Source organism: Pseudomonas putida, assembly GCF_002741075.1.
Lineage (GTDB): Bacteria > Pseudomonadota > Gammaproteobacteria > Pseudomonadales > Pseudomonadaceae > Aquipseudomonas > Aquipseudomonas putida_T.
Genome location: NZ_CP016634.1, coordinates 2,338,312 through 2,352,491, shown reverse-complemented (window position 1 = coordinate 2,352,491; position 14,180 = coordinate 2,338,312). Strand labels below are relative to the sequence as shown.

Here is a 14,180-nt window from a genome sequence, read left to right as displayed (position 1 = left end):
TGGTTACTCTGTTGATGTTGAGCGGCGAGCACTTGGATTGATAAGCGCCTCTGGATGCCGGGGGTGCTTTTTCGCGGTGGGCGGGTGACAAAACTGGGGCCGCTTTGCGGCCCATCGCGGCGCCGCTCCTACATGGAGGCGTGTGATCAGCGGGCAGCAATCGTGTTGAAGCGAAACGCCAGCGCGGGGAGGCTAGGGCGGTCTGGTTCGTTTTCTGGCAGGTACAACGGTTGGCCTTCCAGCGAAACGTATTCGCTCTATTTCAACGTGTCGGCGATGCCAATGCGCATATCGCTTGGGTTGACCCACAACAGCCCTAAGTCGAACAGCGTATGCACGTCAGCCCTCAGCAAGAGCCCATTGGCAACCACGTTGGTTTCATCGCCGAGGTAGGGGTGGATATGGGCCGCCTCCAAAACCTGCTGCAACGTGCAGCCTGTCATGGCGCAGCGGCCTTTGTAGGCCTTGAGCAATTGCTTTCGGAATTGAGGTTGGCCGCGTCGCCGAACGATCGACGCCAGGGTGCGCATGCGCGCGTCGCTCAGGTCATCGGGATTGAAGGCGCCTTGGGTGTCTAGTGCTTGCTCGATCGTTACCGGAAGATTTTCTCCAACTGCGTCCGATACGCGCTTCAATACGAACGATGTCGGGCCGCTGCCTTCATGGTTTTCACACGTGAAAACGCCTTCGTAACGAAAACCCGCGCCAGGATATTCGTACTTCGCCTTGCGATAGAAAACCAGTAGCTCCAGGCCTCGTTCGCGGTGCTCCAGAATGAGGGCATCGGTTCGCCCCTTGGTTTGTCCTTGCATGCGAAGGATGTCGCCCTCTAAGGCATCTTCGTATTGGGTTCTGTCGGAGGTCTTGTGCTCGGTGATGAACAGCCAAACAGAGTCATACCCCTTTGGGCGGAAGATCCCGGTGTTGAGTGTGGCGTCGTGAATGTCGAAGCGTGCTTTGAGGTCCGCTCGGCTGTAAACGCTGCCTGGCTCCAATTGCTCCGATGCGAATATTCCGGGTGACATTCCGTGGGGGACGGGAGTGATGGAAATAGTCACGAGGGCTTCCTTGCTGGCGAGGTATAGGGCGAGCATTTCGGTGCTGCGATGGATGCCCGTCACCTTACTTCCTTCAGACGACGTGAGGAAGGTGCGTAGGAAGATTCCGCTTGGTGCGTAGGGCGACGTTTGAGCGTCGATCGCCGCCTATTCTCCAAATAGCCCCGCAGTGCAGGGCGATTAAAAGCGACAGGAAGTAGCTGAGTGTGGACGTATTGTCATACCAATGCACTTCATCGTGCCGATCAGGCGTCAGCAGAGATTCATTTCAGGAGATAAAAGTCATGGCTTCGAGTGCCTTGATTTCACCGGAAGCATTGCATGCGCGTATTAAAAAGGACCGTCTTCGCACGGCATTACAAGCGCCTATATCTGCTCCGATGTATTGTGTTCTTTACCTCAAGGAAAAGCGCGAATGCCGGTCGCCATGGTTTGCCCGGCGCGAACACGCCCAGGCGGCGTTGGATCTCATGCAAGCCAAATACGGGAAGGGGAAGGCCATCGTTTATGTGGACTAAGACTTGAGAGGATCCAGCGATGAAAGAGGTAGAGTCACTCCACCAAAAGAAGAAATACGCCCTTTCCAACCTAACCGTTGGTGGGCGTGTCAGGTGTCCTAAAAGCGCACAGCCGAGTCCAAGCGCTTATGCGATAACCGCCGAAGGTGATTGTCTTCTGCCCGAATATAAATCGGGCGACATAATGGTGTTCGATCCTGAGAAGCCCCCCGAGTTGGGCGATCTAGTGGTTATATGGTGGAAGGATGAAACTATTCAGCCATTGATTAAGCGGCTACTTTTGCCTTTGCCACCCAAAAAATATTGGGAGGCGGGCGGTGAAGCTCAAATGGCTATTTGTGTCGAAATGCTGAACCCACCTGAGACGTTTATTATAAAGACTTCAGATGTAACGGCCGTGCATAAGGTCATTCATGTCATCAGGACGTGAAAGAAGCGCCTCCAGTGGAATGCTGGGGGCGTTTGCTTTTTCGGGAATAGACGGCACCGGATGCCTGCAGGCGCCTATGGCAGCGCCCTTAGATATCAGGCAACCTTCCCAACCCCAATGACCAGAAAAGGATTTCTCCCATGCCCTTTCCACCCAATGAGCGCGCTTCACTCCTCGAACTCAAGGGCGTAGGCCCTACCGTCATAGCCCGACTCGAACAGCTGGGCATCCATTCGCTGACCGAACTGAGCGAATGCAGCGTCACGGACATCCTAGCCAGCGCATCCGCTGCGGTCGGCTCCACCTGCTGGAAGAACAGCCCTCAAGCCCGCGCAGCCATCACCGCTGCCGTCGAGCTTGCGAGACGATTTGCAAGTGAATAGCGTCATCCATTTCTTCGCGAACATGTGATTTCTCCCACTCGATTGTCGTCAAGAATGCCACCCCTCGCTGTCGTCTGGGGGACTGATGACTGGGCCTTCCATGCAAACGCTGTTGAACGAAATTCTCGACGAAGTGCGTCCCTTGATCGGCAAGGGCAAAGTGGCTGATTACATTCCTGCGCTGGCCGATGTGCCCGCGAACCAGCTGGGCATCGCGGTCTATGGCAACGATGGCAGCTATTACTGCGCAGGCGACGCGCGGGTGCCGTTTTCGGTGCAAAGTATTTCCAAGGTGTTCAGCCTGGTTCAGGCAATCGAGCACTCGGGGGAGGCGATTTGGGAGCGGCTGGGTCATGAGCCTTCGGGCCAGCCGTTCAACTCCCTGGTGCAGCTGGAGTTCGAGCGCGGGCGCCCGCGTAATCCGTTCATCAATGCCGGGGCACTGGTGATCTGCGATATCAACCAGTCGCGCTTTGCAGCGCCCACGTTGTCGATGCGCGATTTCGTGCGACGGTTATCGGGCAACCCGCACATTGCGATCGACACCCGGGTCGCTGACTCGGAGTATCAGTTCCGTGCGCGCAACGCGGCCATGGCCTATCTGATGCAGTCATTTGGCAACTTCCATAATGAGGTCGAGACGGTGCTGCGCAGTTATTTCAGCTACTGCGCGCTGCAAATGAACTGCCTGGACTTGGCCAAGGCGTTCTGTTTCCTGGCCAACGATGGGTTCTGCAAGCACAGCGGCAATCAGATTCTGACCCAGCGCCAGACTCAGCAGGTGAACTCGATCATGGCTACCAGCGGGCTGTATGACGAAGCCGGGAACTTCGCCTACCGCGTGGGCTTGCCCGGCAAAAGTGGCGTAGGCGGCGGGATCGTGGCGATCGTGCCGGGGCAGTTCACGGTCTGCGTGTGGTCGCCGGAGTTGAACGCGGCGGGCAACTCGCTCGCCGGGATGGCGGCGCTCGAGTTGCTCAGCTCAAGGATCGGCTGGTCGGTGTTCTGATCGGCATGGGGCCGCAATACCTTTGCAGCACGACAGCTCGAGGGCTTTCGTGCTGTAGAACCGCTCAACACAGCCATTAAAAAAAACGCCCCTCACCCCCGGATTCCATCGTTTTTCAGCTTTTGGTCATATCCCTATAGTCCCCCCAAGGCCCGATCTTGAATCGGTGCAAGACTCTCAGCCTGCGGGAAGCGGATATGAACAAGAACGAAAACGTCGAGCACAGCAGCGTGGCCGGTATCGGCACACAGGTGGTGTGGAGCGGCGAGCAAGTACAGCATCCCTACAACGCCACCCAGACGCCGATCGTGGTCAGCGCCGCCTATGGCTACAACGACATCGACGCCTGGTACGACGTGGCCCTGGGCAAACTGCCGGGCTATATCTACAGCCGCATGAGCAACCCCACGGTCGCCACGCTGGAGGCGAAAGTGGCCGAGCTGGAGCAGGCCGAATCGGCAGTGGCGTTCAGCAGCGGCATGGCGGCCATCAGCGCGGTGCTGCACACCTTCCTTTGCACCGGCAAGCGCGTGGTGTCGACCCGCGACAGCTACGGTGGCACCAACAAGATCTTCGAAGAGTTCCTGCCGCGCATGGGCGTGCAGGTGTGCTTGTGCGACACGCTGGATACCGAGGCGCTGGAGCGTGAGATCGAAACCGGCTGCGACGTGCTGTACCTCGAAACCCCCACCAACCCCACGCTGAAGGTGCTGGACATCCGCCGCCTGAGCGCCGCCGCGCGGCGCGTGGGGGCCATCGTGGTGGCGGACAACACCTTTGCCACGCCGCTCAACCAGAACCCTCTGGCCCTGGGCGTGGACGTGGTGGTGCACAGCGCCACCAAGTTCCTGTCCGGGCACGGTGATGTGCTGGGCGGGGTGGTGTGCGGCGCCGAGACGTTGATGGCCCAGGTGCGTCACTACCGGGAGATCAACGGCGCGGCACTGGACCCGTTTTCGGCCTACCTGATCATCCGGGGCATCAAGACTTTGGCCCTGCGCATGCGCCAGCAACAGGCCAGCGCCCTGGCCCTGGCCCAATACCTGAGCCACGAGCCGCTGGTGGAGGCGGTGAACTACCCAGGCTTGCCCGAGCATCCGGGCCATGCCATCGCCAAGGCGCAGATGCGCGGCTTCGGCGCCATCGTGAGCTTCGTGCTCAAGGGCGGCATGCCGACGGTGGCGCGCTTGCTGCCGCGTCTTAAGTACGCCCACCGGGCGGGCAACCTGGGGGCGGTGGAGACGATCTATGGCCCGGCGCGAACCACCAGCCACGTGGAGAACACGCTGGAGGAGCGCCTGGCGCTCGGCATCTGCGAAGGCCTGGTGCGCATTTCGGTCGGCATCGAAGAAACCGACGACCTGGTGGCCGACCTGGCGCAAGCCTGCACGGCCGTCCGCCAGGAACTGGCCGAGGCAAAGGAACTGCACGGTGATGTAGCTGGCAGCACGATCGAGCTGCCCGCCTGAGCTGTCGCGTGGTACTCGCCCGGTAGGGCGGGTGCCCCTTCATGAAGTAGAACAACAACGATGCAAGGCCATTCGATTCGCTCTGCCAAGACGAGGTCGTCGCCACGCCCTTGCCCGCCAACATTCATGAGAAACCCACAATGTCCGTGCAAACAACGACAAGTAAAAATGCTTCGGTGCACTCCTTCAAACAGGACATGCAAACCCGCCATATCGTCATGCTGGCGTTGGGCGGTGTCATCGGCACCGGCCTGTTTCTGACGTCCGGCTACACCGTCAACCAGGCCGGCCCATTGGGCGCGGTGATCGCCTATGTGCTGGGGGCGGTCATGGTGTACCTGGTGATGATGTGCCTTGGTGAGCTGGCCGTGCACATGCCGGAAGTCGGCTCGTTCAGCAGCTACGCCACACGCTACATCGGACCGGGCACCGGCTACATGGTCGCCTGGATGTACTGGTTGACCTGGACGGTGGCCATCGGCTCGGAGTTCACCGCCGCCGGCATCTTGATGGTGCGCTGGTTCCCGGACACGCCGGTGTGGATCTGGAGTGCGTTGTTCGGGGCCGCGGTGTTCATCAGCAATATCATCTCGGTGCGTTCGTTCGCCGAGACTGAGTTCTGGCTGTCGTTGATCAAGGTACTTGCCGTCGTCGTGTTCCTGGTGGTGGGTGGTGGGGCGATTCTCGGTGGTTTCGAGATCGAGCAGGCACACAGTGTCGGGTTGGGCAACTTCACCCGCGAAGGGTTGTTCCCGACCGGCTTCTGGTCGATTGCCATGACCTTGCTGGCGGTGGCGTTCGCCTTCTCCGGCACCGAGCTGATCGGTATCGCCGCCGGCGAAACTCGCGACCCTGAAAAGAACGTACCCAAGGCCATCCGCACCACGGTGCTACGCCTTGCGCTGTTCTTCATCGGCACCATCTTCGTGCTGGCCACGCTGTTGCCACGGGAACAGGCCGGGCTGGTGGAGAGCCCGTTCGTGATGGTCTTCGAGATGATCGGCATCCCCTATGCCGCAGACATCATGAATTTCGTGATCATCACCGCGCTGCTGTCGGCCGCCAACTCCGGGCTGTACGCCGCCGCGCGGATGCTCTGGACCTTGAGCGATCAGGGCAGCATGCCGCGCCGGTACGCCTCGCTGTCACGTCGTGGCACGCCGGTCAACGCCATTGTGCTGAGCATGGCAGGCGGCATGGCGTCCTTGCTGAGCAGTGTGTTCGCCCCCGACACCATCTACCTGGCGCTGGTGTCGATTTCCGGGCTGGCGGTGGTGGTGGTGTGGATCAGCATCGCCGTGAGCCAGATCGCTTTCCGCCGGCACTACCTGGCCCACGGCGGCAAGCTCGAAGACCTCAAATTCCGTGTACGGGGCTACCCGTTCGTGCCGCTGGCGGCGATCTTCTGCTGTCTGCTGGCCTGCGTCGGTATCGCCTTCGACCCGGCCCAGCGCGTGGCCCTGTACTTTGGTTTGCCGTTCATTGCCTGGTGCTACTTCGTGTACTGGCTCACCTGCAAGTTCAAGGCGCGCAGCCAGGTGCCGGAAGTTTCCGCGACCGGTACCGAGGCCGCCTGAGCACAGCGATACTAGGCCATCGCCGAACGTTGCCATCAGGAGCCGCCCTTGAGCCAGAAAACCTTGCCCCCCTTGAACTGGCTTCGTGCCTTTGAAGTCTCGGCCCGCTACCTGAACTTCACCCACGCGGCAGAGGAGCTGCACCTCACCCAGGGCGCCGTGAGCCAGCAGATTCGTCACCTGGAAAGCCAACTCGGGGTGGCGCTGTTCAAGCGCCTGCCCCGGGGGCTGGGTTTGACCGAAGAGGGGCAGTCGTACCTGCCGGTGGTGCAGGACGCCATCAGCCGCCTGGCGGTGGGTACCAACGAGATTTTCGGCCAACGCAAGCGCCGGCCGTTGAAGGTACGCGGCAGCCTGTCGTTCCTGCACTTCTGGTTGGCGCCGCGGTTGGCTGAATTTCGCCATGCCTACCCGCAGGTGGATCTGCGTTACATCAGCAACCTGTGGGTCAAGGAGCTCGATGCCGAGGATGACCTGGAGATTCGCTGGGGCAACGGCCAGTGGCCGGGGGTGGAGGCACAGCGGTTGACCCATGACGTGCTGGTGCCGGTGTGCTCGCCGGCGCTGCTCGCCCGTTGTCCGCTGCGCGAGCCGAGCGACCTGGCCCGTCTGCCGCTGCTGCATGTGTTGGGCTACGAGGAGGGGTGGGGGTACTGGCTGGAGCGAGTCGGGGCCGAGGGGGTCGACTATTCCAGCGGCATGCAGTTCGACACCTTGGTGTCCACCTTGCGTATGGCCGAGGCCGGGCTGGGGGTGGCCCTGGCGCGTTCCTCGCTGGCCCAAGACCTACTGCGCGAGGGGCGCCTGGTGGCGCCGTTCAGCCAGCGGATCGAGGCCAGCGAGTCGTTTTATCTGGTCCGAGGCCTGGGCGAGGCCCTGACTCCGGATGCCCAGGCTTTCAGCCATTGGCTGGTGGCCATGGCGCACCGCTAATCATACGTTTTCACCTGGAGCAACGATGCAGTACACATCCACGCGCGGTACCGAGACACGAGTTGATTTCCGCACGGCGCTGCTGTCCGGGCTGGCCGAGGACGGCGGGCTGTATGTGCCGGCGTCCCTGCCGGTGTTCAGCCCACAGGAAATCGCCAAATGGTCGTGGCTGCCGTTCGATGAGCTGGCCTGGCGGGTCATCGCGCCCTTCGTGGGCGATACCCTCGACGAGCCCACCTTGCGCGCGTTGGTCAGCGACAGTTACCGCGGGTTCCAGCACCGGGCCATCGCCCCGTTGCAGCAGATCGGCCACAACGAGTGGATCCTGGAGCTGTTCCACGGGCCGACGCGTTCATCCAAGGACTTCGCCGCGCAGTTGCAGGCGCGGCTGATCCGCCACTTCCTGGGCCAGGCGTGCGAGCGGGTGATGTGGGTGGGTGCCAGCAATGGCGACACCGCCGTGGCCGCCATCGATGCCTTGCGTCATTGCCCGACGGCGCGTCTGCTGGCGTTGTATCCGTCCGCCGGCACCCCGCCGGACCGCGCTGCGATCATGAACAGCGCCGACTCCGACAGCGTCAGTTGCATGGCGGTCGATGGCAGCTTCGATGACTGCCAGTCCCTGGCCTCACGCCTGCTGCGGGCCTGGCCGTGCCCGGAGCTGATGCCGATCAGTTTCAACTCCAGCAACTGGGTCGGCGTGCTGGCGCAGATCGTGTTCTATTTCCATGCGACGCTGCAGTTGGGCGGCGGCGTCCGGCCAGTGGGGTTCAGCATTCCCACGGCCAGCTTCGCCGAGATCTACGCCGGGTTCATCGCGCAAAAGATGGGCCTGCCGATCAACCAGATCATTGTCTCCACCAACCGCAACGACGCCTTGCACCGGTTCATCCACAGTAACCGCTACAGTCGCTCGGCCACCCGGCAAACCTTGTCACCGGCCATGGATTTTTCGCTGTTTTCCAACCTGGAGCGTTTTGTCTGGGAACTGTACGACCGCGACGGTGGTGCGACCCGGGCGCTGATGGAGCACTTCGAAGACTGCGGCGAACTGAGCATCGGCAACCGCCAGTGGTTGCAGGCGCGCATGCTGTTCGACTCCTACGCCGTGGACGATGCGCTGATCCGCGAAGAGATCGTCACGCTGTTCCACGAGACTGGCAGCGCTGTCGATCCGCATACCGCGACCGGCGCTTTCGCCGGGCGCCTGCACCGGCGCAACATCGGCGCGCCCATCGTCACGCTGGGCCAGTTTGCGCCTGAAAAATCGGCCACGCTGCTGGCCGAGCTGGGCGCCTGGCACGGTGCGGTGCCGGGCCAGCCGACCGGCAACACGGCCGCGCCGCGGCTGGGCAGGGATGACCTGGCGGGGTTGCACGAGGCACTGATCCAGTTGCAGGCCGCGCGATGAAGCGCATTCTCGACCCACTGGATGAGTGCATTCTCGCCGAACTCACCGCCAACGCACGGATTGCCCACGCCGAGCTGGGGCAGAAGGTGAATCTCTCGCGCAATGCGGTGCGCCAGCGTATCGAACGGCTGGAACGCGATGGGGCCATCCAGGGCTACACCCTGCGCATCGGCGAGGGACGGCGGCCCACCTCGCTGATCAATGCGGTGATTTTCGTCTACCGCTACGACCGCATGCGAGGGGAGGCGGTACTCGATGCGTTGCGGATGATCCCCGAGGTGGTCCAGTGCGAAGTGCTCAGCGGCGAGTTCGACCTGCTGCTGCGCGTGGAGGCTGCCAGCCCCGAGCGGGTGCACCACGTCTGGAAGGAAATCGCCGCCATGTCGGGCGTCGAGAACACCGTCACCTCGTTCGTGCTGTCCAGTGTGATCTGAGCCCAGCACCCCATTGCACACACCGATTGCAGAACCTCGCCGCCCGGGCTCGACCCGGGCGGCGTTTTTCGTGTGACCGGCATAAAAGCAGGCGCCAGGCACTGGTCAGATTGGCCAATAAATACAGCGGATTGCCATATTCAACTGGCATGGCCCGGCTCTTAGGCTAACCCCATCGACCAATCGCCTGAGAAGGACCACACAGCATGACTGAATACAAGATCGCACTCGTTGGCTTTGGCGGAGTGAACCGCGCCCTGGCCCAGCTGATCGCCGAGCGCAATGCGCGCTGGCAACAGGAGTTGGGTTTCAGCCTGAAGATCGTCGGCGTCACCGACCTGTTCCTGGGCTCGGCCATCGACCGCGATGGCCTGGATGCCGCCACTCTGGTCGCGCTGCCGGCCAGCAAGGGGGCGCTGGCGCAGTTGGCACAAGGCTCGGCGGAGGCCTTCAACGAGGCGGTGATCAAGCAGTCCGGCGCCGACATCATCGCTGAGGCCACCTTCACCAATCCCAAGGATGGCGAACCTGCCGCCACCTTCTGCCGCTGGGCGCTGGAAGCGGGCAAGCATGTGGTCACCACCAACAAAGGGCCGATTGCCCTGCATGCCCAGTCGCTCAAGGCACTGGCCAAGGCCAAGGGAGTGTCGTTCGAGTACGAAGGCGCCGTGATGAGCGGCACCCCGGTGCTGCGCATGGCACGCCAGACGTTGCCCGGGGCAGGGCTGGTCGGCTTCGAGGGCATTCTGAACGGCACCTCCAACTATGTGCTGACGCGCATGGAAGAAGGCCTTGGCTTTGCCGAGGCGGTCGCCAAGGCCCAGGAACTGGGCTACGCCGAAGCGGACCCGAGTGCCGACGTCGAAGGTTACGACGTGCGCCTGAAGGTGGTCATTCTGGCCAACGAACTGCTGGGCGCCTGCCTGCAGGTCAGCGATGTGACGTGCAGCGGCATCAGCGCGATCACCTGCGACGATATCCAGCAGGCCCTGGCCTCGGGTCAGCGCTGGAAGCTGATCGGTGCTGCCAGCCGTAACCAGGACGGCTCGGTCCAGGCCAGCGTGCAGGCCCGCCTGCTACCCGGCAACCACCCCCTGGCAGGCATCAGCGGCGCCACCAACGCGGTCGCATTCGATACCGAACTGCTGGGTGCCGTGACTGTGTCGGGCCCTGGCGCCGGGCGGATCGAAACCGCATTTGCCTTGCTGTCGGACATCGTCGCCATCCACGCCACCCACTCGGCCTGAGGAGCAACGCCATGAACCTGTCTTACCTGCCACGGGTTTCCCTGCAGGAGCCCGCCTTGATCGATGTATACAGCCCCTTCGATGGCAGCCTCGTCGGCAGCGTCGAGAACCTCGGTGTCCAGGATGTGCCGGGCTTGTTGGCCCGCGCCCGCCAGGGCGTCAGCGACAGCGCCGCACTGCCTCGGCATCGCCGAGCCAGTATCCTGGAAAATACCGCGCGGCTCATCGAGCGGGATGCGGCGGACTTCGCCGGCCTGATCGTCGACGAGGCGGGCAAGACCCTGCGCCAGGCCGAAAAAGAAGTGAAGCGTTGCATCAACACCCTCCGGCTGTCCGCCGAGGAGGCGCGGCGCAACGCCGGTGAAGTGGTGCCTTTCGATGCCTATGAAGGCTCGGAGTCGCGCCAAGGCTGGTTCACCCGCGAACCCCTCGGACTGATCCTTGCGATCACCCCTTACAACGACCCGCTGAACCTGGTGGCCCACAAGCTTGGCCCAGCCATCGCCGGGGGCAACGCGGTCATTCTCAAGCCTTCGGAACTGACCCCGCTGTCGGCCATCAAGCTGGTGCAATACCTGGGCCTGGCGGGTTTGCCCGACACCGTGGTCACTGTCGCCACCGGCGGCGCCGAGCTGGGCAAGGCCCTGGTCGCGGTGCGTGAAGTCCGCATGATTTCCTTCACCGGCGGATTCACCACCGGCGAGCAGATTGCGCGTAACGCGGGCCTGAAGAAGCTGGCCATGGACCTGGGTGGCAATGCCCCGGTGCTGGTGCTGGAAGACTGCGACCTCGCCGCCACGGTCGAGGCCTGCGTCTCGGGTGCATTCTGGGCGGCCGGGCAGAACTGCATCGGTACCCAGCGCATTCTCGTGCACGCCTCGATCTATGAGGCGTTCCGCGAGCGCTTCGTCGCCCTGACACGCTCGATGGTGTTGGGCGACCCCGCCCGGCGCGAAACCGACATGGGGCCGATGATCACCGAGGCTGCGGCACGACGGGTCGAGGCGCTGGTGGAGCAGGCGCTGGAGGAGGGGGCGACGCTGCTGTGCGGCCACCAACGCGAGGGCGCCGCCTATGCACCTACCGTGCTCGAGCAGGTCTCCCACGCCAGCCAATTGTGGCGCGAAGAAGCGTTCGCACCGGTGGTCATGCTGGCGCCGTTCGATGATCGCGAGCAGGCCATCGCCCTGGCCAATGCACCGGAGTACAGCCTGCACGCCGGCGTGTTCACCCAGGATCTGTCCGCCGCGCTTGCACTGGCCAAGCGCATCGAGGCCGGTGGCGTGATGATCAACGACTCCTCGGACTACCGCTTCGACGCCATGCCGTTCGGCGGTTCCAAGTACGGCAGCCTCGGGCGCGAGGGTGTGCGCTTCGCCTATGAAGACATGACCCAGCCCAAGGTGGTCTGCATCAATCAACTGAGTTAATGCACAAGGGAGTACACATCGATGATCACACGTCATGCCTCAGGCGACCGGATGTCGCTGGCCGTCAGCTACCGAGGCCTGTTCGAAACGGCGGGTATCGCCGCCCACGACCTGCAACAGGATGTGCAGGGGCAACTCCGGCAAGTGCTTGCGATCATCGATGGCCTGATGGCCGAGGCAAGCATCGGTAAGGACCAGTTGACCCGGGTTCAGTTATGGCTCGCCGACTACAGCCATTTCGACCGGGTCAACGAGGTGTACGACGCCTGGCTTGAGGGCTGCCCAAAGCCAGTGCGTGCCTGCGTCGGCGCCGACCTGGGCGACGGTTACCTGGTGGAGATGCAGGTGTTTGCGACTCACCCGGGCAGTGCGTGGAACGACCGTCAGTAACACCCCGAACACTTATGTTGAAGCGCCCCGACACCAGTGGATTCGGTCACGGGGCTCTCTTGCTTGGGTGAGCAGACGCCATGTCGTATCAACGACGGGCAGTTTGCCGGTAGCGGTATAGGGCATGAAGGGACAAGGCCAGGACCACGGGGATGTGCAGGGCCATGGAAATCGCGCCGATGTCGTACCAGACGTGGGCAACCGTATTGAGATAGAAGAACAACGCAAAGAGCCCGATGATCGACTGCAGCAGCAACTGCGGTTTGTCTTTTTTCAAGTGGCTGCGGGTTCTGTCGAAGGCAATGCCGCTGAACACAATGCTCAACAGGAACCCAACGATAGGGACCAGCAAGAGTGGATGTGCGGTCCCAGCGTTGGTCAGTTGGCGAGCAATGAAGGTGTATGCGCCAGCCAGGAGGATCAGGGAGGAGGTCAACACAAAGGCGAACAGGTAGAAATACCCATTCAAGATGCGCTCGAGCAAAGGCTTTTCCTGGCGTTCTTCCTCCTGCCTGTTTCTCGGCATGCTCACTGCGGCCGTCAGCAATCCTCCGCCCAGGCCTCCGAGCGTCATGGCGGTGAACGTGGTCAGCAGGCCAGCCAACTCGATCTTGCCGAGCAGCCGCTCGCGCTCGTTCTTCAATGAGGCGGCGTTCTTGGGCGGTGTAGGTGCCTGAGCAGGCGTGCGTTTCTCATCCACGGGGGCCGACGCTTTGAGGTCTGAGAGTTGTGCCTCTACCTCGATCAGTTGTTTCTTGGCGCTGAGGTTCCCCGCGGCAATATCCGCGGTGATGACCACCGCCCCGCAAATGGCGAAGGTAAACCCCAGCATCAGGCCACGTGCGGTGCTCAACTTCAGCGGGATGATCGCGGCGACGAAGGTCACAATGCCCCAGACGACGAGCATGTCGAAGAACGGGGTTTGTATCAGCTCGTTCCAGTTATCGAGCTTGGAGAAGTATTCCTGCTGCAGGTTGCTCAAGAGCGGTTGGATACTCGACTGCACGTTTTTGTCCGAAGGTCGCGAGAAGAATCAAGGGTTCCCCTGCTAGATCGCCCACCGTTCGGAGAACTTGAGCCTTTTCGGTGCGCTGTAGAACGTTGGCCATGGCGGCATCAACGACCGCGCCGCAACCCCGCCGCCAACGCCACGGTCAACACCACCGCCAGCACCACCGCGAAGGTAAACGTCGCCGCAATCCCCAACGTTTCCAGTAGCCCCGCGACCACCAGATAAAACGCAATCACCCCCACCGCACCAATGGCATTGCCCCGCACCATCGCTGCCATTCCCGCGCGCCCGCCCTGCACATGGGCGAACACCACCAACGGCCAGGCAATCACCGGAATCGGCGCCAGCATCCCGCTCGCCGCCGGGCCCAGCCAGCTGGCAAAGCCGGTGGTGACCATCAGCAAGGTGGTGGCGGCCCCCATGCGCAGGGGGATTTCCCAGTAGCGATGACGGGGTTTGGCCAGCAGGTCCGGCTTGGGTTCACGGTCGGTGGCGCGGATCAGCCAGGCGATCAGCGCCAGGGCGGCGGCGATCGACAGGTACAGGCTGCCGCCATGGGTGAAGGTGTAGGCGGCCACGGCATAGAGCACCAACGCCAGCAGGGCGGCCCAACCGATGCCGGTGCGCCGGGTCGCGTACAGGTAGCAGACGTAGGTGGCCTGCACCGCCGCCAGGCCGCCCAGGGCACCTGGGACTGCGCGCAGGGTGAAGGCGGTGCCTTGTTCCAGGCACAGGAAGGTCATTACCAACGCGGAGGTAATGGGCAAGCCGGACAGCAACCCACCCAGCAGGCCGCCCCAGCGTCGGGAGGCGAGGGACACGGCCCACATCAGTAGCGGGGTGACGATGAGCTTGAGGTAGAAGAGGGTCATTGCCGCC

Annotated in this window: 15 protein-coding genes; 12 read left to right on the top strand and 3 right to left on the bottom strand. The window is 62.5% G+C overall.

Features of this window, described 5'->3' with window-relative positions:
• Window positions 1-257 precede the first annotated feature (257 nt).
• Complete coding sequence (locus IEC33019_RS27795; protein WP_250169605.1) at window positions 258-1,121, bottom strand: HNH endonuclease; 864 nt, start codon at window positions 1,119-1,121, stop codon at window positions 258-260.
• Between the two features lie 221 nt (window positions 1,122-1,342).
• On the opposite strand from IEC33019_RS27795, the gene IEC33019_RS10760 reads away from it, so the two are divergent.
• The 12 genes from IEC33019_RS10760 (at window position 1,343) to IEC33019_RS10705 (ending at window position 12,289) form a co-directional block, all read left to right on the top strand.
• The gene (locus IEC33019_RS10760; RefSeq protein WP_070094427.1) at window positions 1,343-1,576 is read left to right on the top strand and encodes a hypothetical protein; all 234 of its coding nucleotides are present in this window, start codon (window positions 1,343-1,345) and stop codon (window positions 1,574-1,576) included.
• A gap of 19 nt (window positions 1,577-1,595) precedes the next feature.
• Entirely contained in the window at window positions 1,596-2,006 is a 411-nt protein-coding gene (locus tag IEC33019_RS10755) for a S24 family peptidase (RefSeq protein ID WP_070094428.1), read from the top strand.
• A gap of 140 nt (window positions 2,007-2,146) precedes the next feature.
• Window positions 2,147-2,389 (top strand): Pathogenicity locus, encoded by a 243-nt coding sequence (locus tag IEC33019_RS10750; protein WP_070094429.1) that lies wholly within the window; start codon window positions 2,147-2,149, stop codon window positions 2,387-2,389.
• Window positions 2,390-2,489: 100 nt separating this feature from the next.
• Window positions 2,490-3,398, top strand: a complete 909-nt coding sequence (glsB, locus tag IEC33019_RS10745) for a glutaminase B (protein WP_070094453.1) — start codon at window positions 2,490-2,492, stop codon at window positions 3,396-3,398.
• Between the two features lie 197 nt (window positions 3,399-3,595).
• Window positions 3,596-4,867, top strand: coding sequence for a cystathionine gamma-synthase family protein (locus IEC33019_RS10740; protein ID WP_070094430.1), 1,272 nt, complete (start codon window positions 3,596-3,598; stop codon window positions 4,865-4,867).
• A 140-nt stretch (window positions 4,868-5,007) separates the two neighbouring features.
• Window positions 5,008-6,444 carry an amino acid permease gene (locus IEC33019_RS10735; protein WP_172959808.1) on the top strand — a complete coding sequence of 479 codons (1,437 nt, stop codon included), beginning with the start codon at window positions 5,008-5,010 and terminating at the stop codon, window positions 6,442-6,444.
• Between the two features lie 48 nt (window positions 6,445-6,492).
• Window positions 6,493-7,377, top strand: a complete 885-nt coding sequence (locus tag IEC33019_RS10730; protein WP_099593422.1) for a LysR substrate-binding domain-containing protein — start codon at window positions 6,493-6,495, stop codon at window positions 7,375-7,377.
• A gap of 25 nt (window positions 7,378-7,402) precedes the next feature.
• Window positions 7,403-8,788, top strand: a complete 1,386-nt coding sequence (locus IEC33019_RS10725; protein ID WP_099593420.1) for a threonine synthase — start codon at window positions 7,403-7,405, stop codon at window positions 8,786-8,788.
• Entirely contained in the window at window positions 8,785-9,222 is a 438-nt protein-coding gene (locus tag IEC33019_RS10720) for an Lrp/AsnC family transcriptional regulator (RefSeq protein WP_070094433.1), read from the top strand. Before IEC33019_RS10725 ends, IEC33019_RS10720 begins: the two co-directional genes overlap by 4 nt.
• A gap of 206 nt (window positions 9,223-9,428) precedes the next feature.
• Entirely contained in the window at window positions 9,429-10,469 is a 1,041-nt protein-coding gene (locus IEC33019_RS10715) for a homoserine dehydrogenase (RefSeq protein ID WP_070094434.1), read from the top strand.
• Between the two features lie 11 nt (window positions 10,470-10,480).
• Window positions 10,481-11,899, top strand: a complete 1,419-nt coding sequence (locus tag IEC33019_RS10710) for an aldehyde dehydrogenase family protein (RefSeq protein ID WP_070094435.1) — start codon at window positions 10,481-10,483, stop codon at window positions 11,897-11,899.
• A 51-nt stretch (window positions 11,900-11,950) separates the two neighbouring features.
• Window positions 11,951-12,289, top strand: a complete 339-nt coding sequence (locus IEC33019_RS10705; RefSeq protein ID WP_081337530.1) for a RidA family protein — start codon at window positions 11,951-11,953, stop codon at window positions 12,287-12,289.
• An 88-nt stretch (window positions 12,290-12,377) separates the two neighbouring features.
• Here the strand turns inward: IEC33019_RS10705 and IEC33019_RS10700 are convergent, their stop codons facing one another.
• Both IEC33019_RS10700 and IEC33019_RS10695 read right to left on the bottom strand, forming a co-directional pair.
• Window positions 12,378-13,271 (bottom strand): hypothetical protein, encoded by an 894-nt coding sequence (locus IEC33019_RS10700; protein WP_157765884.1) that lies wholly within the window; start codon window positions 13,269-13,271, stop codon window positions 12,378-12,380.
• 134 nt (window positions 13,272-13,405) lie between these two features.
• Entirely contained in the window at window positions 13,406-14,173 is a 768-nt protein-coding gene (locus IEC33019_RS10695; RefSeq protein WP_070094438.1) for a hypothetical protein, read from the bottom strand.
• Window positions 14,174-14,180 lie beyond the last annotated feature (7 nt).